This is a genomic window from Streptomyces sp. NPDC100445, from assembly GCF_044759735.1.
In the GTDB taxonomy this organism is placed as follows: Bacteria; Actinomycetota; Actinomycetes; order Streptomycetales; family Streptomycetaceae; genus Streptomyces.
Map to the genome: position 1 here is coordinate 405,371 of NZ_JBIVZV010000002.1, position 19,069 is coordinate 424,439.

Sequence of the window (19,069 nt, forward strand, 5' to 3'; positions counted from 1 at the left end):
GTCAGACAGCCGCCTCGACCGTCTCCTGGACCGGCTGCTTGCGGTGCCGGCCGTGCGGAGTCCTGGTCGACTCGCTGTCCTGGGCCGCGATCGGCCCCCGGTGCCGGCCGTGGCCGGCGCTCTCCTGAGAGTCGGCAGACAGCTGCCGCGTCCTGCTGGTGTCGCTCATCGGAAGAATTCACCCCGTCAACAATGATCTTTCGTACAGCCGGGCGAGTCTAACCGGCGCACCACGGGGCGGATCCAGGCGCACACGCCGACCGGCACTAGTTCGTTACAAGACGTCCCAGCGGCGCCTGTTGGAGCGGTACGGGGCGGGCCGCCACCGGCTCCGGAGGGGCTGCTTCCACCTCGGTCCGCACCTCTTGGGGCGTCTCGGGAACCGCGATCCGGTCGTCCTCGGCCGCCCTGGGTGCCCCGGGTTCCTCCGTCCCTCCGGTGGTGTGCGCGCCCGCCGTCCCGTCCCTCGATGCCGCCGTCAGCTCCGCCACTCCGCACGGCGTCTCCCGGGTGGCGTACGGCAGCCGCAGGTCCCCCTCCGGTGTCCACAGTCCGGTCCCCGCCAGCCACCCGTGCGGCGCCGCGAGATGACGCACCCGCCGTTCGGCCGGCCGCCAGGTGCCCACCCAGGTGCCGCACGACCCGTCGATCCGCAGCCCCACCCCGCAGCTCTCCGGCGTCAGCACCTGCCCCGGCTGGATCGCGAACGGCGTCACCCGGCACTCCGGCACCCGCAGGCACGCCGGGAAACGCACCGGCAGGGTGCTGCCCAGCACCCCCCAGCCCAGCCGTCGCCGCCCCGGGGAGGGGGCGTCCGAGGAGATCAGCAGCAGGCCGCTGTCGGGGTCGGCGAGCAACAGCCGGTCGTCGCTGTCCTCCGTGATCTGGAGCAGTGGCGAGACGGCGCCGGCCTGCTCCAGGTCCACGACGACCGTCTTGGTACGCCCGTTCAGTTCCCGGTCCAGCGCCAGCAGCCGCCCGGCGCGGTCCAGCCAGACCCCGCCCGAGCAGCGCCCCGGCACCTCGGCCAGCCGCTCCGGGCCCGACGCCCCGCCCGCCACCAGCCACACCGCGCTGGACCGCGCCCCGACGGCGAGGGCGTACGCCCTGCTGCCCCCCGGTGCCGGCGGCAGCAGGGCGAGTCCGGCGGGCCCGGTGCCGGGCCCGGGGTGCTCCACCGTCCCCAGTGGCAGCTCACCGGTGCCGGTGCCCGCCGGATACAGCAGCGCGAAGGCGTGCCGTTGCCCGGCAACCAGCCGGTGGATCAGCACCCGGCCGTCGCCCAGCGGCTGCACCTCGGTGCCGGGCTCCTCCGGCTGGTTGCCGGGCAGCGGCACCGCGTACGGCTCCGGGCCGTCCAGGGTCCAGCGCTCCGGGAACCACGAGTCACCCGCCGGCGCCAGCCGGGCCGCGTACGCGCCGTCCGCCGTGATCACGCACCCCGCCCCCAGCCCACCCTCGGCCCCCGCCATGGACGGGGATTCGGTCGCACAGGCCGTCATCGTTCGGTCACCTCCGGCCACGAAGCTAGTTTTCGTACGCACGGGCGGGGGACCGGCGGCCCACGCTTCACACATACGGGTGGGGCAGAACCGATTCCTCAGAGGGAACGGCGGCGTCTGTGCTGACCGGCACCGGACCGGACGGATGCGGTACGGCCCCGCAGAACAGCCAGGTAGCCTGTCCCTCGTGCCCCGTCTGTCTGAAGTCATCGCCGCGCTGGAGAACCTGTGGCCCGCCGAGCGGGCCGAGTCCTGGGACGCGGTCGGCACCGTCGTGGGCGACCCCGACCAGGAGGTCACCCGGGTCCTGTTCGCCGTCGACCCGGTCCAGGAGACTGTCGACGAGGCCGTACGGCTGGGCGCCGACCTGCTGGTCACCCACCACCCGCTCTACCTGCGCGGCACGACCACGGTCGCGGCCACCCACTTCAAGGGCCGGGCGGTGCACACCCTCATCAAGAACGACATCGCGCTGCACGTCGCCCACACCAACGCCGACACCGCCGACCCGGGCGTCTCCGACGCCCTCGCCGGCGCGCTGGACCTCCGCGTCCTACGGCCCCTCGTGCCCGACCCCACCGACCCGCACGGCCGCCGGGGCCTGGGCCGCGTCTGCGAACTCGACCACCCGCTGACCGTCCGCGAACTGGCCGCCCGCGCCGCCGAACGGCTGCCCGCCACCGCGCAGGGCATCCGCGTGGCCGGCGACCCGGAGGCCGTCGTCCGTACGGTCGCCGTCAGCGGCGGCTCCGGCGACAGCCTCTTCGACCAGGTCCGCGCGGCCGGCGTCGACGCCTTCCTCACCGCCGACCTGCGCCACCACCCGGCGGCGGAGTTCACCGCGGCCGTCGCCCCCGACCCCCTCGCGCTGCTCGACGCGGCGCACTGGGCCACCGAGTGGCCCTGGTGCGAGCTGGCCGCCACCCAGCTCGACGAGATCTCCGACCGCCACGGCTGGGACCTGCGCGTCCACGTCTCCAGGACGGTCACCGACCCCTGGACCGCCCACGCGGCGTCCACCACCCCCTCTAGCTAACAGGAGCCCCCAACTGAACGCCGCGCCCGCCGACCAGATCCGACTCCTCGACGTCCAGGACCTCGACGTCCGTCTCCAGCAGCTCGCGCACAAGCGGAAGTCCCTGCCCGAGCACGCCGAGATCGATTCGCTGACCCGGGACCTCACCCAGCTGCGCGACCTGCTCGTGGCCGCGCAGACCGAGGAGAGCGACTGCGCCCGCGAGCAGACCAAGGCCGAGCAGGACGTGGACCAGGTGCGCCGGCGCGCCACCCGCGACCAGCAGCGCCTGGACTCCGGCGCGGTCACCTCGCCGAAGGACCTCTCCAACCTCCAGCACGAGATCACCTCCCTCGCCAAGCGGCAGGGCGACCTGGAGGACGTCGTCCTCGAGGTCATGGAGCGCCGCGAGTCCGCGCAGGAGCGGGTCACCGAGCTGACCGGGCGGGTCGCGTCCGTCCAGTCGAAGATCGACGACGCCACCGGCCGCCGGGACGCGGCCTTCGAGCAGATCGACGCCGAGGTCGCCTCCGTCACCAAGGAGCGCGAGGTCGTGGCCGCCTCCGTCCCCGCGGACCTGCTCAAGCTGTACGACAAGCTGCGCGCGCAGCAGGGCGGCATCGGCGCGGCCAAGCTGTACGCCCGCACCTGCCAGGGCTGCCGGCAGGAACTGGCGATCACCGAGCTGAGCGAGATCCGCTCGGCGGCGCCGGACACGGTGGTGCGCTGCGAGAACTGCCGCCGCATCCTGGTGCGCACGCCCGAGTCGGGTCTCTAGGCGAGGGGCCGGACGGTGCGGGAGTTCGTCGTCGAGGCCGACGGCGGGTCACGGGGCAACCCGGGGCCCGCGGGGTACGGCGCCGTGGTGTGCGACGCGGCGACGGGGGAGACCCTCGCCGAGGTGGCCGAGTACATCGGCGTCGCCACCAACAACGTCGCCGAGTACCGCGGCCTGCTGGCCGGGCTCCGCGCCGCCCACGCCCTCGACCCGTCCGCGCCGGTCCACGTCCGCATGGACTCCAAGCTGGTGGTGGAGCAGATGTCGGGCCGCTGGAAGATCAAACACCCCGCGATGAAGCCGCTGGCGGCCGAGGCCCGGTCCGTCTTCCCGCCGGACCGGGTCACGTACGAGTGGATCCCCCGCGAGCGGAACAAGCACGCGGACCGCCTGGCCAACGAGGCGATGGACGCGGGGGCGAGGGGCGAACAGTGGTCCGCGCCCGACCGGTCCCCGTCCGCGTCGGACACCTCGACCGACGACGCGACGACCGAGGACGCGGCGACCGGCGACGCGGCGACCGGCGACGCGGCGACCGTCCCGGCGGCTGCGGAGACCTTGGCGGCTCCAGTGGCCCCGGGGGACGTGATGCCCGCTGCCGACCCGGCGTCTTCCGCCGCTGACGCCGCGCTGGCCGTCCCCGCGTCGTTCCCCGGCCCGGCAGCTGCGGGGGGCGCCGGACGGCGCGCGGACGCCGAGCACCGCACGTCCGCCCCCGGCTGGAGTGCCGCGCCCGACCTCGGGGCTCCCGCCACCTTCGTGCTGCTCCGGCACGGCGAGACCCCGCTGACCCCGCAGAAGCGCTTCTCCGGCAGCGGTGGCACGGACCCCTCCCTCTCCGGTGCCGGCCGTGAGCAGGCCCGGCGGGTCGCGGAGGCGCTGGCGAGGCGCGGCACGGTCCAGGCCGTCGTCGCCTCCCCCCTGGCCCGTACCCGGGAGACCGCCGCCGTGGTCGCCGCCCGCCTGGGCCTGGACGTCACGGTCGAGGACGGCCTGCGGGAGACGGACTTCGGCGCGTGGGAGGGCCTGACCTTCGGCGAGGTGCGGGACCGCTACCCCGACGACCTGAACGCCTGGCTTGCCGACCCGGAGGCCCACCCCACCGGCGGCGGCGAGAGCTTCGCCGACACGGCCGTGCGGATCGCCGCCGCCCGGGACAGGCTGGTCGCCGCCCACGCGGGTCGTACCGTGCTGCTGGTCACGCACGTCACCCCGATCAAGACCCTGATCCGTCTCGCCCTGGGTGCCCCGGCCGAGTCCCTGTTCCGCATGGAACTGTCGGCCGCGTCACTGTCGGCGGTGGCGTACTACGCGGACGGCAACGCGAGCGTCCGGCTCTTCAACGACACCTCGCACCTCAGGGCCTGAGCGCGCCTGCGGCTGTGGCGCCCAACCGGGCCGCGGCCCCCGCCAGTTCCTCGATCCGCCTCCAGTCCCCGGCGGCCACCGCGTCCGCCGGGACCATCCAACTGCCGCCGACACAGCCGACGTTCGGCAGGGCGAGGTACTCCGGGGCGTTCCGCGGGCCGATGCCGCCGGTCGGGCAGAACCGCGCCTGTGGCAACGGCCCGGCGAGCGAGCGCAGATACGCCGTTCCGCCCGCGGCCTGGGCCGGGAAGAACTTCATCTCCCGCACCCCGCGCTCCAGCAGCGCGACGACCTCCGAGGTGGTCGACACCCCGGGAAGGAACGGCACCCCGGACCCGCGCATCGCCCCCAGCAATGCCTCCGTCCAGCCCGGGCTGACCAGGAACCGCGCCCCGGCCGCCGTGCACACCGCGACCTGTTCCGGGGTGAGCACGGTGCCCGCCCCGACCACGGCGCCGGGCACCTCGTCGGTGATGGCCCGGATCGCGGCCGGTGCGGCCGGTGTCCGCAGGGTCACCTCGATCGCGGGCAGCCCGCCCGCCACCAGCGCCCGCGCCAGCGGTACGGCGTCGGCGGCGTCGGTGAGCACCACGACGGGCACGACGGGCGCCAGGTCGAGCACGGAGGCAGCCGGGAGGGAGGGCAGCGGCGAGGTCATGCGCTCATCGTGCCGAGCGACCCCATCACACGCAATGAGCGTTGCAGATGCTGCAACCGCAAGCGTTAGTGGACGTCGTCCACCAGCACATCGAGCGACCAGGCCCGGCCCGCCCTCCCGGGCGCCTCCGCCTCCACGACGTACCCCAGCTCGCGCAACGCGGCCACCAGCTCGGCGGGGTCCCCGGGCACGGTCCCCGAGGTCAGCAGGGCGCGGACGATCCGGCCCTTCGTCGCCTTGTTGAAGTGGCTGACGACCTTCCGGGTGGGCGCGTGCAGCACCCGTACCGTCGCCGTCCGCCCAGCCACCTCGCCCTTCGGCTTCCAGGCCGCCGCGTAGGCGGCGGAGCGCAGGTCGAGCACCAGACCGTCGGCGGTCACCGCGGGCAGCACCTCGGCCATCGGCGCCCGCCAGTGCGCGGCCAGCGAGCCCAGCCCCGGCAGCTTCACGCCCATCGAGCAGCGGTAGGACGGGATGCGGTCGGTCACCCGCACGGCACCCCACAGCCCCGAGAAGACCAGCAGCGAGTCCGCCGCGCGCCGCTTCGCCGCCGCGTCCAGCGTGGCCAGGCCGAGGGCGTCGTAGAGCACGCCGGTGTAGATCTCCCCGGCGGGACGGGCGCCGGCCGTGGGCAGTCCCGCGTTCTTGGCGATCTCGCCCCGCAGTCCCTCGCTGAGGCCGAGGACCCCGCGGGCCTTCTCCTCGTCGGCGGCGCACAGCTCGACCAGTTCGGCGAGCACTGCCCTCCGCGCGCCGGTCAGCCCCGGCAGGGACAGCGACTCCAGCTCCAACGGGGCGCCCTCACCCGCGCTCGCCTTGCCTTCCGAGGGGGGCAGCAGGACCAGCAACACGTACTCCTCACGTAGACCTCCGCGCCAGGGTACGACCCGTCGCCTGACCGGCGTGACGGTGGCCGTGGACCGCACGAGCCCCTCCGTACCGGGCGCCTCGGTCCCGGCGACGGCCGCCGGTCGGCGATGCGGCCCGCGCCCGGTACCATGGTCGACACGGCAGACGAGCCGGGCGGGCGGCCGCGTGGAGTCCCTCAGGGGGCTTCCCGAGGAACGTCCGGGCTCCACAGGGCAGGGTGGTGGCCAACGGCCACCCGGGGTGACCCGCGGGACAGTGCCACAGAAAACAGACCGCCGGGGACCTCGGTCCTCGGTAAGGGTGAAACGGTGGTGTAAGAGACCACCAGTGCCCAGGGTGACCTGGGCAGCTAGGTAAACCCCACCCGGAGCAAGGTCAAGAGGAGCGCCGTGAAAAGCGCTCTGCGCGGACGATCGAGGGCTGCCCGCCCGAGTCCGCGGGTAGACCGCACGAGGCCGGCGGCAACGCCGGTCCTAGATGGATGGCCGTCGCCCCGACCGCCGCGAGGCGACCGGGGAACAGAACCCGGCGTACAGCCCGACTCGTCTGCCCCATAGGCCTCTGACCTGCAATATCGCCGGTCAGAGGCCTTTTGTCGTGGAATCGTGGGCGTCGCCTCACCCCGTTCCGTACCGGCTTGAACTGGACCTCGCGGCTACGAAAGCAGCCATGAAAGTAGCCTCGCTGGGCGGCTTGGCGTGAGCGTCGACCGAGCCGCGGAGGAGCCTTCCGCGTTCTGTGCCTACGCCTCGGCATCTCCCGTTGCTGTCCCGGGGCCGGTTGAATTCTGCTCGTCAAACCAGGCTTGAATGCCGCCAGGGTCCTGCGCGGGCGCGTCGAACGGGATGATCGGGATAGGGACCGAGGTGGCTGGCAGAGCCGCCATGTCAGCGGGAAGTACGGCCACCGAGGGTTCAAGCTCCTCGATCTTGGTCAGAACTCGCTGAAGTTCCTCAGCCATGAAACGCAGATCCAGGTCCACGCCGGCGACTTGGATCGTTCCCGCCTCTACGTTGATGAGGCGCATGGGGGGAGCTGGGAATGCGGGCTTGGTGCCCGCCCGCCACTCCTCAGCGGTGGGGCGAGGCAGGCTGACGATCCACTCGTCAAGGCGCTCGTCGAAGTGCTCGCTTCCGTTACGGACCTCGCGGGCCTTCAGCGGGGACGAGTCCTCCACCTCAAGAATCCTTCGTAGAAACGGACCTCGCTTCGTCCGCCACTCCAGGCCCTCGTCGGTCCCTTTCGGGCTCTTTTTGTGGCAGGCCACAGAGTCCGGGAGACCTTTCCGAGGAACGAAAGGAAGTCCTCGAAGCAGACCCAGGCGGCTGGTGGGACCGGAGTGGTCTGCGCATAGCCAATCAGGGCGTTCAGGGCTGCCAGAGCGTAGCGAGTATCGCGGGCCACCCACGTCAAATACACCCGCTGTGCCCATGGGTCATCGGATATGTCGTTACTCACGGGCGCCAGTGTGCCGCAGGTGGTCTACCGGCCGGGGTCGGTTTCAGAGGCATGACATGGGACGCCAGGGAGTCATGAGGAAGTCGGAGGCTTCCGATGTCTGCCGGTCCCGGGGCCGAGCTTCGGTGTTGCCTCACGGGTGGAGGCAGCCTCGGTGTGGGGAATCAGGATGCGCCGTGCCTCCGCGAGGTTCGCCGCGAAGCCGTGCGGCTCCCAAAGATGGCCGTTCCACCGCTGGATCGCACGGGGCGCATCGGGGTTCAGATGCGATGCTCTCGGGCCGTCACCGGTGACGAGGGGTACGGCGCGGAGCTGCCCGATCCTCGCGTCGCGGCGCTCGGCCCACTGGGAGAGCGGTTCGTCGTCCATGTCCGGAGCGTAGCGGGTCAGCTGATCCGGTGTTCCCAGCGCAGGGAGGGCGCCTGGTCAATCCAGTACCGGTGGGATGCGGATGTCACGTGGAGCCGTACGGAGTCGATCTCCGGCGCCCCGGCGTCCTGCCAGGCGACGAGGGAACGCTCCACGTCGTCCCACAGGGCCACCGGGCCGCCCTGGCGGACGGTCCAGTTCTCGCCGTCGACGAGGAACTCGGCGAACGACTCCTTCTCCGGATCGAACAGGTACCGCAAGGGCGAGCCGTCCCCGCCCGTCCCACGGACGAACTGAGCGCCGGGCGCCGCCAACTGCGCAAGGAAGGCGGGCATCCACTCTTCCAGGACAAGAGGAGACACCTGAGTGCGCCGCTCACTGTCCGCGTACGCGGTCCGGGCGGAGAGATCGCCAGCCACGGGGGCCACTGCCTGGGCCCGCGCCTGCATGAAGGAGGAGCGCCCGACGATCAAGCCCTCGGCGGTGCCGTCATCGCCGACGGCCAGTTTCGCGAGGCCGGTTCCCCACGACCACGAGCCGACCGTGCCGAGGACAACGCCTCCGGGTCTCGTCTGCCTGATCCACGCGTACGGGATGCGACGGACTGCGCAGGTGGCGATGACCCGGTCGTACGGTGCCCGGAACGGGTGGCCCAGGAGCCCATCGCCCGTCACTGTCCAGGTCGAGAAGCCAGCGGCTTCGAGAGCGGCATCGGCGCGTGCGGCCACCTGTGCGTCGACCTCGACCGTGGCGACGTTGTCCTCGCCGAGGCAGTGGCACATCAGGGCTGTGCAATAGCCGGTGCCTGTGCCGATCTCCAGGACTCGGTGGCCCGTCGCGGGTCCAGGGTCTCGATCATGCCGACGACGGTGGCCGGGTCGGTCGAGGAGGACGTGGGCACGCCCACGACGGGTTCGTCGGCCTGGTCGGCGGTGAGGTGGCCGTCGAGCTGGGTGGTGAGGGTGTCGACGCTGTATGCGATCTTCAGTAACTCGTCCGGATTCGTATCGGTGGCGGTGACGGGCCGCCAGGTCCGCCCCTCGTCCAGGAAGACTCCCGGGCGGAGGAACCGCTCGCGGGGGACGGACTCGATGGCATCACGCAGCCAGGGGGATTTCAGAACCCCTTCATTCACGAGAACGGTCGCCATGCGGCGTCGCTCGGATGCCGGGTCGGTCATCGGCGATCCCCTTGTGCGAGTAGGTCGGCGAAGGCAGCGGACATCGGGAGGCCAGTCTCGGTCTCCAGCCACCCCCACTGTCCGTTGGGATTCAGTTCCAGCCACCAGTAGGCCCCCGCCCGGTCGACCGCGAGGTCGAAGCTTCCCGACACCAGATCCAGCCGGTCCAGGTAGGCATGCAGTGCTTGGTCTACCCGGTCGGGTAGATGCTCCACGGTGTAGGTCAGGGCGCTGTAGTCCTTGCGCCAGTCCAGGAGGTCGGAGTCGATGCGTACGGCGAACGTATGCCGGCCTACGAGCAGTACGCGAACGTCGGCGACCTTGTCCACACGGGCCTGGAACAGGTGGGGTGCGACCCGAACGCTGTCGTCGATCTCCTCGGGGGCGACGGGGGCAGCCCATCCCGTCACTGGCACGCTGTCCCGCGTGCAGGGGGTCCATCGCAGCGTCTTGAAGATCGCCTGCCTCTGAGCCTGGACGAACTCGCGGGCCTCGTCCGGGTCGTTGGTGACGAGGGTGGGAGGGATGGTGAAGCCGAGTTGCTGGGCGAGAACGAGCTGCGCGGGTTTGTAGTCGGCTGCGGCGACGCGCAGGGGGTGGTTGACCCAGAGTGGGCCAGCCAGGGCGTAGAGGGTGCCACCGAGTCCGTAACGGACTTGCGCCGCCGCGAACCGGGAGTCATCAGCGGACAGGTGGGGAAACGTGGGCCATTCCGGGCGGCGCCAGTACACCGATCGGACCTGGGTCACATCAGCGGTTCTCGACGGAGTGCGCACCTGCCCGACCACCGGGGCCGGGCAGGTGCCGAACCGAGCCGATACCGTGAGGTTTTCGCCGATGTCGACGGGGTTGAACCGGACCACCGGCACATCGCGCCGGTTGAGTTCGGTGATCACCATGTCAGCGGTGATGTCGTCCGCCTCGGTAGCCACCAGAACCGGCCTCTCCTCGGTCATGGTCGTCAGTCCTGCGTGCTGTCCTGATCGTGACCTTGGTCGTTCCGGGAGTCCGAGTTCGTCGTCGTGGAAGTCTCGGTGCCGGAGCTGGTGCCGTGCTTGCCCATCTCGACCACCTGCCCGACGCGGTCGCGGAACACCCCGAGCTGCGTTGTGGGGTCGATGGCGACCGTGGCGTGGGGTCGGCGAACGACCGTCGGGTAGGGCGCGAGTCGGCCCGCACCCCACGGCCGCGTGGGGGAGGGGAGTGCGGCAGAGGTGGTCATGAGACTCCTTGGGTTGAAGGGTGTGGTGCGGGAATCCGTCTACGCCAGGGGGCGCGGACGGCGATCTGCGGGCCGCGGCTCAGGGGCGAGCGGCCTGGATGTTGTCGGCCGAGGTCGTCCACTCGACTCCGGACGCGGGCCGGATGTGCGCGATGCGGACCGTGCCGTGGCTGTGGAGCTCGTGTGTGACGGCGACGAGTACACCCTCCCCACGCGAGGCGATGTCACGGACAAGCGTGTCCAGGAGCGGGTGGTGCTCGTAACCGTCGGAACCGACCGGGTTCACTCCTCCGGCTCCTGCCGGGCCTCGAGGCGGCGCATGAACCTCTCCCAACCGCCGGCCGCCCGTACCCGCAGAGCCCGGCTCGGCGCACCCGGCCGGGGCTCCGGCGGCGTGTACGTACGGCCACTGGCGCCAGGGTCCCTGCGGGGCAGTCCGGAGGTTGTCACGAGGTTGCTCCTCTCCGTGGGGAGCCGTCCGGAGGGTCCTTCGACTTCCGAGCGGCGTGTGACCAGTGAACGACGATCCGTTACCTTCTCCCAGAGCGAACCTCGCGCAATACCCGGGCGTTTTCCGGGCGTTGGCGCGTGGCGGGTGTGAGTGCGTGAAAGGGTTCTCGTGAGGGGAGACCTATGACGTCGAGGCGTAAGCACTTTGCGGAACGGCGCGCGGCCCGGGGTTACTCGCAGGAGGAATTCGCAGAAGCGCTCTCGGTGGCCGCGTCCACCGTGGTCCGTTGGGAAAATGGTCGCGCCACCCCGCGTCCCCACCAACGGCCGAAGATCGCAGGGCTGTTGGGAGTGACCCTCCCCGAGTTGGAAGCCCTTCTCTGCGACGAACAGCCGGCCGAGACAGCCGGGCTCTCCGCTGCTCCACCCCTCCTCCATGGTGATGATGACGACATGAAGCGCCGCGAAGTCCTGGGTCTGCTCGCCGTTACGGGTGCGCTGGTCGCTCTTCCCGATGCCGGTGATGCCGCCCGAGAGCGCGCAGCATCGACGCTCTTGGAGACGGGGGACGCCTTGCATCGCAGCCTCTGGCAGGTCTACGCGCTATCGGACGCCAAGCAGGTCGTCTTCCCTGCGGTGCGCGCACAGCTCGGTGTGATGGCGAAGGGACTGACCGAGACCCGTACTGCTGTGGATCGGTCCCGATTGTGTCGGATGACGGCCGACCTCTACCAGCTCGTCGGCGAGCTGTTCTTCGACGCCAACCGGTACACCGACGCCGCGCAGTGCTACACACTGGCCGCCAACGCGGCCTACGCCGGTGGCGACCACGACCTGTGGGCGTGTGCCATGACCCGCCACGCGTACGTCGAGCTGTACGCGCGCCGCGCGCCTGCTGCCCAACCCCTGCTCTCGGCAGCTTTCCGCATCGCCCGAAGGGGCGACGGCGCTCTCTCCACCCGTCACTGGGTCGCGGCCGTCCAGGCGCAGGCGTACGCGGCCATGGGCGACCTCGACGCGTGCAACCGGGCTCTTGACGAAGCTGAGAAAGTGCACGCCCTCAACGGCGCTCACTCCCACAACGGCGGCTGGCTCCGCTTCGACGGCTCCCGCCTGGCAGAGGAGAAAGGGGCCTGCTACCTCCAACTGGGCCGCCCTGATCTCGCCGAGGAAGCGCTCACCACGGCCCTTGCCCAGCCTCTGTCCCTGCGTCGCCGCGCTGCTGTCCTGAGTGACCTCGCCGTGCTCGGGGCGCACAGACGGGACATCGACCAGGTCGTGCACTACGCGGAGCAAGCGCTCGGACTGGCCGACCGGTCGAATTCGGGATTCATCGGCAAGAAGCTGGACGGGCTTCGGGGGCGTCTTGCCCCGCTCCTGTCCGAAGACCGAGTCTCGACTCTTGATCACCGAATCGCGGCGCTTCCGCGCACCGCATGATGAGAGGGACACACGCATGAATGACGGCCGGATCTTCCGCGAGGCGTGGATCGACGGTGTGAACAAGCACTATCCCGGCGAGCCCAAGCCTGGCTACGTCACGCCGTGGGACGAGACGCCCGAGTGGGAGCGCGAAGCCGCCACCGCCGTGTACGGGCAAGTGCGCGACTTCATCGAGGTCAGCGGCGGGCATGCGGCCCGGCTCACCCGCGAGCAGAAGGGCCGATTCGTCGCGATCTGCTGGACCGCCCAGATGTTCAGGCACTTCGAAGACCCGAAGCCCGGATATGTTGCCGACTGGTCCGACCTGCCGGTCTGGCAGCGGGAGACGGACGCGGACATTTTCGAACGCATCGAGGGGACCGTCTGATCTCAGGAGCGACGACTTCTCCGTCCGGGCCGATCCGGGCGGGGACGTCTTGTTGCGTAGCCATCAAAGTAGCCACGGAAGCACCATCCCTGCACGTTTATGCAGGTCATAGCGTTGCGCTGACAGTCCCCGGCGTACAGCCCGACTCGTCTGTCCCCACTCGTGGCCGCGCCTGCCTCAGGCAGCCGGTGCTAGGCCGTGATCTCCGCGGACGCCTCAAGTCGCTCCGTGATCGCTTCAGCGAGCGCCTTGAACTCCTGGTAGCACGTCTGGACGTACTTCTGGGTGCTGCCCAGCGCGCCGTCCGCTGCCCGGAGATCGAACATCGGCTTACGGGCGTCGTGTGCCAGTGGCATCAGGCTGCGGTAGTTCCGCAGTGTGGCGATCTCGTAGGAACGGTCGTCGGTGGGCCAGTCCGTATGCCCCAGAACCGCGGTGCCGTAGACCCAGGGGATTCTGGCGAGCCAGCGCTCGTACGCCCGCACGGGCCGGTCGAGACGCATCTCCGGCTGCATGATCACGTAGCCGAGTGGGCGCATGATCGCCGGGGGAGCGGAGATGGAGGAGGGGATCTTCGGCAGCACGAGCTGCCGCCACTGGTTCCGCCAGTCGCGCAGCGTGGGACCCAGGTTGAGGAGTCCCTTCAGCGAGAACAGGTCGGCGGCCATCGGCATGAGGACCGTGTCCGCGGCGATCAGCGCCGCCCGGTTGATGGCGCCGAGGTTCGGGCCCACGTCGATGAGGACCAGCTCCGCGTCGACCTCGCGGGCCGCCTGTTCGATGATGCGGTGGAAGGCGGTGGTGGTACGGATGGCGGCTGGGTCACCCCCGTAGCCGTTGAGCCAGGCCGCGGACAGTTTGTCCTCGAACTTGCTGAGTTCCAGGTTGCCCGGCAGAAGCCACAGGCCCGAAGTGACCGTCACCGGGCTGACCGGGGCGATGTCACCGGTCCCCTCCAGAATGGGACGCACCGCGTCCGCGACGGTGCGCTGTCCCTCGGTCCGGGTGAAGAGTTTGCGCTGCTCGGGGTAGTCGGCCTGGGCGAACAGCTCCGAGTCGTTGTCCCAGATCTCCTCCAGCTCCTCCTCGTCCAGGATCGCGGCCGTGAGATTCGACTGGGGATCGAGGTCCACAGCCAGGACGCGCTTCCCCTGGCGCTGCAACATGTGAGCCAGGTGATAGGCGAGTGTCGTCTTGCCGACGCCCCCCTTGTTGTTGAACAGGGCGACAGAGATCACTGCGCTCTCCTTACGGTCACGGACCATGAAGCATCGTCCACGAGGAACTCGGCCGGCGGGTTGCCGTTGCGGTCGAGGGACGCACGCACCCGTCCGATGCCCCGCCCGAAGCGATTGACATAGCCGAGCGACTTCATCGCCGCGGCGAGGGACGGATTGCGGTAGTCGTTGACACGGTCGAAGTTGTCACTGCGGACCTGGCCGTACGGTCCGCCGGGATTGGTCACCTCGATCCGGTCGTCGAACCACGCGATCCTGACCGGCGCGTAGGACGTCTCGTAATTGCGGTGCATGATCGCGTTCATGCAGAGTTCGCGCAGGGCCGCCAGGGGGTAGTCGGGGCGTGCCTCCTCCTTGAAGCCGGAGGACTGGACCACCCGGGTATGGAGGTGGCCCCGAAGAACCGCCTCCAGCCGCTCGGCGGTTGCCACGACGTTGTACCGCAGCTCCTGCTCGTCCGCGATGGCCGCGTCCAGGTCATCGCCCTGGTAACGAACGAACTGGACGTAGGCGCCGGGGATGAAGGCGCTCGGGTCGTAGCCGGTGACCAGCAGTCCGACCGCCGTGGCCGTGCCGTCCAGCGTCGCGAAACGCAGTGAGGCGAGTTGCTGGGCCTCCGGACGGCCGTTCTCCTCCAGCACTTCGGGATCGACCGCCGTCGGCAGATAGGTCGTGCGGAACAGGCCGAGGTCCAGCTCATCGACGCTCGCCCCGGTCACCGGGCGGCTGTCGTACGGCCCGTCGGCCGCCCTGCGGCGCTCGGTCAGCACCCGCTCGTCGTCCCGTGTGGCCCGACGCGTCGTAGGCCCTGGCCGGACCCAGACCACACCGTCGAAGCGGACAGGAGGGGCAGCGGACGCTTCGACCCTGATCCGGATCACCGGTTTCCCCTTGAAGGGGACGACGGTAACGGTCATGGACGGTCGGTCGAGAAGCAGCCCGTCCTCGCGCATATCGGTGAGCGCCAGCAGGGCACGGTCGCTCGTGTCGACATCTTCCACGGGCTCACCGTTGTCCGCGACACCGATCAGCAGGTCACCGCCACCGTGCTCCCCGAGATCATTGGCCAGTGCGCAGATGGCCCGGCGGACGGCCTCGGGACGCTTGGCGCTGCGCTTGAATTCCAGGGCCGAGGTCTCCTGGTGCCGAGCAGTTCAGCGAGGTCGGTCGTCATGCGCTCATTCTCGCCTGCGGCACTGACAACGACGCGCTGGACCCGGCGCAGGCCATGCCGGTCCGTCCGCCCCACCGGAGAGGGCGCCGTGCACCTGGCGGCTCACCCGGGCCGGGGCCCCACCGGCGAACGGTGTCGGTGGGAGCCGCCGGACCGCGGAACTCCGGCCCGTGGACAGCCTGCTGAGACGGTCACGGACGGCCGGACCGGCCGCGTGCGGCGGTACCCGGAGCCCATGACCGGCATCCTCGAGGCGCGGCTGAGTGCGGCAGGTGGTCAGTCGGTGGTGCGGGGGGTGATGTGGAAGTCGAAGGCCAGGGTGCCCGGGTCGAGGGCCGTGGCCCCGCCGTCGACGGTGAGGACCGCGCCGTTGACGTAGGACGCCGCGGGGGAGAGCAGCCAGGCGATCGCCTCCGCGACCTCGCGGGGCTCGCCCGGTCGTCCCGCGGGCAGGAGTCTGGTCGCCTCCTCGTAGGCGGCCGCCGTGCCTCCGTCGCCCGGACCGGCCTCCTCGGCGAAGCGCGCCATGCGCCGGTCGGCCATCTCGGTCCGCACCCAGCCGGGGCACACGGTGTTGGCGCGCACCCCGCGGCGCCCGTAGTCGACGGCCACGGAACGGCAGAGCTGGAGCAGGGCCGCCTTGGAGGTGGCGTACGGGGCGTTGCCGGTGCCGTTGCGCAGCGCGGAGACCGAGGCGACGGCGACGACCGCTCCCCTGGACGCCAGCAGGTGCGGGACGGCCGCGCGCAGCAGCAGGAGCGGGCCGGTGACGTTGGTGCGCATCACGTCGTCCCAGTCCTTCAGCGTCAGGTCGCCCACCGCCCCGCCGCGGCCGATCCCGGCGTTCAGGACCACTCCGTCGATCCGCCCGTACTCGGCCAGGGCCGCCCGGACCAGCCCCTCGGCGGCGTCGGGGTCACCGACGTCGGAGGGGTGCGCCAGCGCGCCGGTCTCCCGGGCGAGGCGCCGCAGGGGTTCCGGCCGGCGGCCCGAGACGACCACGTGGTGGCCTCCCGCGCGGAGCAGCCGGGCCGTGGCCTCGCCGATACCCGTGCCTCCGCCGGTCACGATGACAACCCGCTCGTCCGTCAAGGCAGTCGAACCCCTTCACCGAGATCACCTGACCCCCGATGCTAGGACCGGTGGCGCCGGCGACGGTGACTTCCGGCCAGGGGCCGGGGCCCGCACGGTCGTCGACCGTGCGGGGGCCGGGGGCCGCCCCCGCTCCGCGCGTACGCGGGGTGGGTCAGGACGCGTCGAGGCCGGAGAGGTCGCTCTCGGCGAAGCTGGAGTCGCCCGTCGGCGCGCCGCCGAAGAAGCCCTGCATCAGGTCCTTCATGTCCAGCTTCGCGGCGCCGGCCGGGACGGTGGGCCTGGTGCCCTCGCCCAGCCGCACCCGCAGGCCCAGCTTCTTGACCTTGGCGGTCTCGGCCAGCTTGGCGAGGTCCACGTCCACCTCGGTCAGGTCGCCGTTCTTGAGCGTGAAGTCCGCCGTCACCTTGGCGTTCGGGGCGTCCTTGAGGTCCTTCGCCGTGGGCAGTTCCATGCCCTGCGGCAGGTCCTTCGCCAGCAGCGGGCGGACCTTGCCGAGCAGCTCGCTGACCAGTTTGCGGAAGGGGGCGGTGGCGGTGACGTGTTCGGTGCCGTCCTCGCCGTCGACCGTCTTCAGGTGTACGTCGCGGGCGACGACCTGGCGGACGGCCGCCCCGAGCTTCTTCTGCGTCGCGGCGTCGAGCGACGGAGCGGGCGCGGGGCTGCCGTGGGAGCCCTGGCCCCCGGCGGCGGCCTTCCGCGTCTCCTTGGCGTCGAACTTCACCCACTTGCCGGCCAGGACGTTCTTCAGGGCGCCGGCCTGCGGGGGCAGCTCCTCGGCGCCGGGCACCGGGGTGCCCGTCAGCTTGCCGATCTTCTTGAAGTCGGCCCGGAGGTAGGCGTAGTCACCGATCAGCCGGTACTCGGCGAGTGCGCCGGCCGGGCTGCTGATCTTCATGGCCATGCCGACGAGGTCCTTGTCGCCGGACTCGTCGAGCGGCTTCTTCGACTCCACGGTGACGGCGATCTTCGCGTCGCTGAGCAGCTTCGCGGCCTCGTCCGGCATCTCGTCGCCGGGCGCCGGGTCGGACTTGGCGTCCAGCGCCTTCAGGGACGCGGCGTCGGTGTCCAGGTCGAGCTCGAAGGAGAGCGTGTGCTTCTTGCCGAGCTTGTCGAAGGCCCGGTCGAGCTTCTTGCCGGCGGAGAGCTGCTCCACCGTTCCGCAGGCGGCGGAGCCCGCGAGCACGGCACCGACGACGGCGGTGGCGGTGAGGGTCTTGCGTATGGCGCTGATGATGGTCTCCTCGTGAGTCCGACCACGACGTGGTCGCTCACAAGACTCACCACCGGTGCGGAAGGTTGCCCCGCGCGTCCCGCGAAGTCGGGAGAGGGGAGGGGCGGCCGGATCTCGCGCGCGTACGAGGCGTCAGGCGGGGCGGTCGTACGGGCGGGCCCCGACCTCGCGGAGGTGGTGTTCGAAGACCTGCCGGGCGTCCGGGGTCAGCGTGCGCAGGGCCACCAGCGCCGTGATCGCCACGTCGCACAGTTCCGCCTGGACGTCCTCCCAGGTGTGGGTGACGCCCTTGCGCGGGTTCTGTCCGGTCACGCCGATGACCGCCTCGGCCACCTCGCCGACCTCCTCGGACAGTTTGAGGACGCGCAGCAGGACGCCGTCCTGGCCGGGGTGGGCGCGGGGCGCCTCCAGGCGGGCCCACAGGGCGTCCACGGCGGGCCAGATGCCAGCGGCGGAGTTCTCCTCGCTCATACCCCGCAGCCTGCCACGCCCACGAGCGCCACCGGGCGGTTTCCCCGACGACCCCCACTCCGGGGAACGACGACACCCGCTCCGTGGACGACGACACCCGCTCCGTGGACGGCGGCGCCCGCTGCCCGGAGCGGCGGTCCCGTTCCGCGAGCGGCGGCGCCCGCCCCGCCCCGCGAACGCCGGCCTCGGCTCCCCGGAGCAGCCGGCCCCGTCCCGCGAATGGCGGTTGCCGCTCCTCGGATCGGCGAGGCCCACTTCGCGAGTGGCGGCACACCCGTTCCCCGGAGCAGCGGCTCCGCTCCGCGTATCGGCGGTCGCACTTCGCCGAATGGCGGTGCCCGTTCCTCGGATCGGTGGTCCCGGTCCGCGAACGGCAGCCCGCCGCGCGAACGGTGGCGCCCCGCTCCCCGGGCGACGGCTGCCCGTCCCCTGCCCGAACAGCGACGGCTCACTCCTCGAACAAAGGGTCCTGCTCGTCCGTCGCCTGGGCGCGGACCCGGCGGTTGCGGGCGCCGACCACCACGGCCGTCACCGCCGCCGTCACGCCGAGCGCGGCCGGCACCATCCAGTCGCGGTCGAGGGCGTGTCCCAGGGCGTGGTCGAGGGAGAGGCGGCCCGGTCCGGTGACGGCGAGGCCGGCCCCGACCAGGCCCAGGCTCACCGCGTACTCGTAACCGCCCTCCTGGGCGAAGAAGCCGTTGGGTACGTGGACGGCCGCCGCTCCCGTCATCGCCCCGGCCGTCGCCGCTCCCGCCGCCGGGGTGGCGAGGCCGAGCGCCAGCAGCAGGCCGCCGCCCGCCTCCGCGAGGCCCGACGCGGTGGCGCTGGCCTTGCCGGGCGAGTAGCCGACGGACTCCATGAACTGGCCGGTGCCTTCCAGGCCGTGGCCGCCGAACCAGCCGAACAGCTTCTGCGCGCCGTGCGCGGCCAGCACCCCGCCGGTGCCCAGCCGGAGGAGCAGCAGGCCCAGATCACGTCGGTCGTAACAGCTCACGGTGACTCCCATGCAGACGGGCGGATGCGGAGGGCGGCCGCGGACGGCGGAGGCGGACCGGCGGCCGGACGCTCCCGTCTCGCAGCCTGGACGGATTCCCGCCCCCTCGCAGCCTGGCACCCCCGGCGCCGTCCGGCCCCCGCTGGGCTGCCGTTCGGGTGGCGGGCCCGGTGGAGCGGTGTGAGC

Annotated in this window: 20 protein-coding genes, 1 other RNA gene and 1 pseudogene; 6 read left to right on the forward strand and 16 right to left on the reverse strand. The window is 71.5% G+C overall.

Annotated elements, in window-relative coordinates:
- Position 1: 1 nt before the first annotated feature.
- Positions 2-169, reverse strand: coding sequence for a hypothetical protein (locus ACIQVT_RS07175; RefSeq protein WP_403748819.1), 168 nt, complete (start codon positions 167-169; stop codon positions 2-4).
- A 97-nt stretch (positions 170-266) separates the two neighbouring features.
- Complete coding sequence (locus ACIQVT_RS07180) at positions 267-1,502, reverse strand: hypothetical protein (protein WP_403748821.1); 1,236 nt, start codon at positions 1,500-1,502, stop codon at positions 267-269.
- A gap of 187 nt (positions 1,503-1,689) precedes the next feature.
- Here ACIQVT_RS07180 and ACIQVT_RS07185 point away from each other — a divergent pair, with 187 nt between their 5' ends.
- The 3 genes from ACIQVT_RS07185 to ACIQVT_RS07195 are packed head-to-tail and all read left to right on the forward strand — an operon-like array spanning position 1,690 to position 4,663.
- Positions 1,690-2,538: a Nif3-like dinuclear metal center hexameric protein gene (locus ACIQVT_RS07185; protein ID WP_403748824.1), complete on the forward strand. Its 849-nt coding sequence runs from the start codon at positions 1,690-1,692 to the stop codon at positions 2,536-2,538.
- 13 nt (positions 2,539-2,551) lie between these two features.
- The gene (locus ACIQVT_RS07190) at positions 2,552-3,295 is read left to right on the forward strand and encodes a zinc ribbon domain-containing protein (RefSeq protein WP_403749728.1); all 744 of its coding nucleotides are present in this window, start codon (positions 2,552-2,554) and stop codon (positions 3,293-3,295) included.
- 15 nt (positions 3,296-3,310) lie between these two features.
- Positions 3,311-4,663 carry a bifunctional RNase H/acid phosphatase gene (locus ACIQVT_RS07195; RefSeq protein ID WP_403748827.1) on the forward strand — a complete coding sequence of 451 codons (1,353 nt, stop codon included), beginning with the start codon at positions 3,311-3,313 and terminating at the stop codon, positions 4,661-4,663.
- On the opposite strand, the gene eda is transcribed toward ACIQVT_RS07195, so the two are convergent.
- Both eda and yaaA read right to left on the reverse strand, forming a co-directional pair.
- Entirely contained in the window at positions 4,653-5,321 is a 669-nt protein-coding gene (gene eda / locus ACIQVT_RS07200; protein WP_403748829.1) for a bifunctional 4-hydroxy-2-oxoglutarate aldolase/2-dehydro-3-deoxy-phosphogluconate aldolase, read from the reverse strand. The genes ACIQVT_RS07195 and eda overlap by 11 nt on opposite strands.
- Before the next feature lie 65 nt (positions 5,322-5,386).
- Entirely contained in the window at positions 5,387-6,172 is a 786-nt protein-coding gene (gene yaaA, locus ACIQVT_RS07205) for a peroxide stress protein YaaA (protein WP_403748832.1), read from the reverse strand.
- A gap of 164 nt (positions 6,173-6,336) precedes the next feature.
- Between yaaA and rnpB the strand changes: the two genes are divergently transcribed.
- Positions 6,337-6,740, forward strand: an RNA gene (gene rnpB / locus ACIQVT_RS07210) — RNase P RNA component class A.
- 193 nt (positions 6,741-6,933) lie between these two features.
- Here rnpB and ACIQVT_RS07215 read toward each other — a convergent pair.
- The 6 genes and pseudogenes from ACIQVT_RS07215 to ACIQVT_RS07240 form a co-directional block, all read right to left on the reverse strand.
- Positions 6,934-7,368, reverse strand: coding sequence for a hypothetical protein (locus tag ACIQVT_RS07215; RefSeq protein ID WP_403748834.1), 435 nt, complete (start codon positions 7,366-7,368; stop codon positions 6,934-6,936).
- 353 nt (positions 7,369-7,721) lie between these two features.
- On the reverse strand, positions 7,722-8,018 hold the full coding sequence (locus ACIQVT_RS07220) for a DUF6087 family protein (RefSeq protein WP_403748836.1): 297 nt from the start codon (positions 8,016-8,018) through the stop codon (positions 7,722-7,724).
- 17 nt (positions 8,019-8,035) lie between these two features.
- Positions 8,036-9,198 (reverse strand): annotated as a pseudogene (tgmC, locus tag ACIQVT_RS07225) (ATP-grasp peptide maturase system methyltransferase).
- Positions 9,195-10,154, reverse strand: coding sequence for an ATP-grasp ribosomal peptide maturase (gene tgmB, locus ACIQVT_RS07230; RefSeq protein WP_403748838.1), 960 nt, complete (start codon positions 10,152-10,154; stop codon positions 9,195-9,197). Before tgmB ends, tgmC begins: the two are co-directional and overlap by 4 nt.
- A gap of 5 nt (positions 10,155-10,159) precedes the next feature.
- Positions 10,160-10,420, reverse strand: a complete 261-nt coding sequence (tgmA, locus tag ACIQVT_RS07235) for a putative ATP-grasp-modified RiPP (protein WP_403748841.1) — start codon at positions 10,418-10,420, stop codon at positions 10,160-10,162.
- Between the two features lie 79 nt (positions 10,421-10,499).
- On the reverse strand, positions 10,500-10,706 hold the full coding sequence (locus ACIQVT_RS07240; RefSeq protein ID WP_403748844.1) for a hypothetical protein: 207 nt from the start codon (positions 10,704-10,706) through the stop codon (positions 10,500-10,502).
- 347 nt (positions 10,707-11,053) lie between these two features.
- Here ACIQVT_RS07240 and ACIQVT_RS07245 point away from each other — a divergent pair, with 347 nt between their 5' ends.
- Complete coding sequence (locus tag ACIQVT_RS07245; RefSeq protein WP_403748846.1) at positions 11,054-12,310, forward strand: multiprotein-bridging factor 1 family protein; 1,257 nt, start codon at positions 11,054-11,056, stop codon at positions 12,308-12,310.
- Positions 12,311-12,326: 16 nt separating this feature from the next.
- On the forward strand, positions 12,327-12,680 hold the full coding sequence (locus tag ACIQVT_RS07250; protein WP_265861963.1) for a hypothetical protein: 354 nt from the start codon (positions 12,327-12,329) through the stop codon (positions 12,678-12,680).
- A gap of 191 nt (positions 12,681-12,871) precedes the next feature.
- Here ACIQVT_RS07250 and ACIQVT_RS07255 read toward each other — a convergent pair whose 3' ends face one another.
- The 6 genes from ACIQVT_RS07255 to ACIQVT_RS07280 form a co-directional block, all read right to left on the reverse strand.
- Positions 12,872-13,918: a ParA family protein gene (locus ACIQVT_RS07255; protein WP_403748849.1), complete on the reverse strand. Its 1,047-nt coding sequence runs from the start codon at positions 13,916-13,918 to the stop codon at positions 12,872-12,874.
- Positions 13,915-15,045 (reverse strand): ATP-binding protein, encoded by a 1,131-nt coding sequence (locus tag ACIQVT_RS07260; RefSeq protein WP_403749730.1) that lies wholly within the window; start codon positions 15,043-15,045, stop codon positions 13,915-13,917. The genes ACIQVT_RS07255 and ACIQVT_RS07260 overlap by 4 nt, the downstream gene beginning before the upstream one ends.
- Before the next feature lie 323 nt (positions 15,046-15,368).
- Complete coding sequence (locus ACIQVT_RS07265) at positions 15,369-16,184, reverse strand: SDR family NAD(P)-dependent oxidoreductase (protein ID WP_403748853.1); 816 nt, start codon at positions 16,182-16,184, stop codon at positions 15,369-15,371.
- A gap of 154 nt (positions 16,185-16,338) precedes the next feature.
- Positions 16,339-17,340, reverse strand: a complete 1,002-nt coding sequence (locus tag ACIQVT_RS07270; protein WP_403748856.1) for a hypothetical protein — start codon at positions 17,338-17,340, stop codon at positions 16,339-16,341.
- Between the two features lie 210 nt (positions 17,341-17,550).
- Positions 17,551-17,889 (reverse strand): MazG-like family protein, encoded by a 339-nt coding sequence (locus tag ACIQVT_RS07275; protein ID WP_403748858.1) that lies wholly within the window; start codon positions 17,887-17,889, stop codon positions 17,551-17,553.
- Between the two features lie 448 nt (positions 17,890-18,337).
- Positions 18,338-18,883, reverse strand: coding sequence for a DoxX family protein (locus ACIQVT_RS07280; RefSeq protein ID WP_403748859.1), 546 nt, complete (start codon positions 18,881-18,883; stop codon positions 18,338-18,340).
- Positions 18,884-19,069 lie beyond the last annotated feature (186 nt).

Bases quoted from the DNA above. Each gene is read 5' to 3' on its own strand.
- ACIQVT_RS07175 (WP_403748819.1), bottom strand. From the start codon at position 169: ATGAGCGACACCAGCAGGACGCGGCAGCTGTCTGCCGACTCTCAGGAG.
- ACIQVT_RS07180 (WP_403748821.1), bottom strand. From the start codon at position 1,502: ATGACGGCCTGTGCGACCGAATCCCCGTCCATGGCGGGGGCCGAGGGT.
- eda (WP_403748829.1), bottom strand. From the start codon at position 5,321: ATGACCTCGCCGCTGCCCTCCCTCCCGGCTGCCTCCGTGCTCGACCTG.
- ACIQVT_RS07220 (WP_403748836.1), bottom strand. From the start codon at position 8,018: ATGGACGACGAACCGCTCTCCCAGTGGGCCGAGCGCCGCGACGCGAGG.
- tgmB (WP_403748838.1), bottom strand. From the start codon at position 10,154: ATGACCGAGGAGAGGCCGGTTCTGGTGGCTACCGAGGCGGACGACATC.
- tgmA (WP_403748841.1), bottom strand. From the start codon at position 10,420: ATGACCACCTCTGCCGCACTCCCCTCCCCCACGCGGCCGTGGGGTGCG.
- ACIQVT_RS07245 (WP_403748846.1), top strand. From the start codon at position 11,054: ATGACGTCGAGGCGTAAGCACTTTGCGGAACGGCGCGCGGCCCGGGGT.
- ACIQVT_RS07250 (WP_265861963.1), top strand. From the start codon at position 12,327: ATGAATGACGGCCGGATCTTCCGCGAGGCGTGGATCGACGGTGTGAAC.
- ACIQVT_RS07275 (WP_403748858.1), bottom strand. From the start codon at position 17,889: ATGAGCGAGGAGAACTCCGCCGCTGGCATCTGGCCCGCCGTGGACGCC.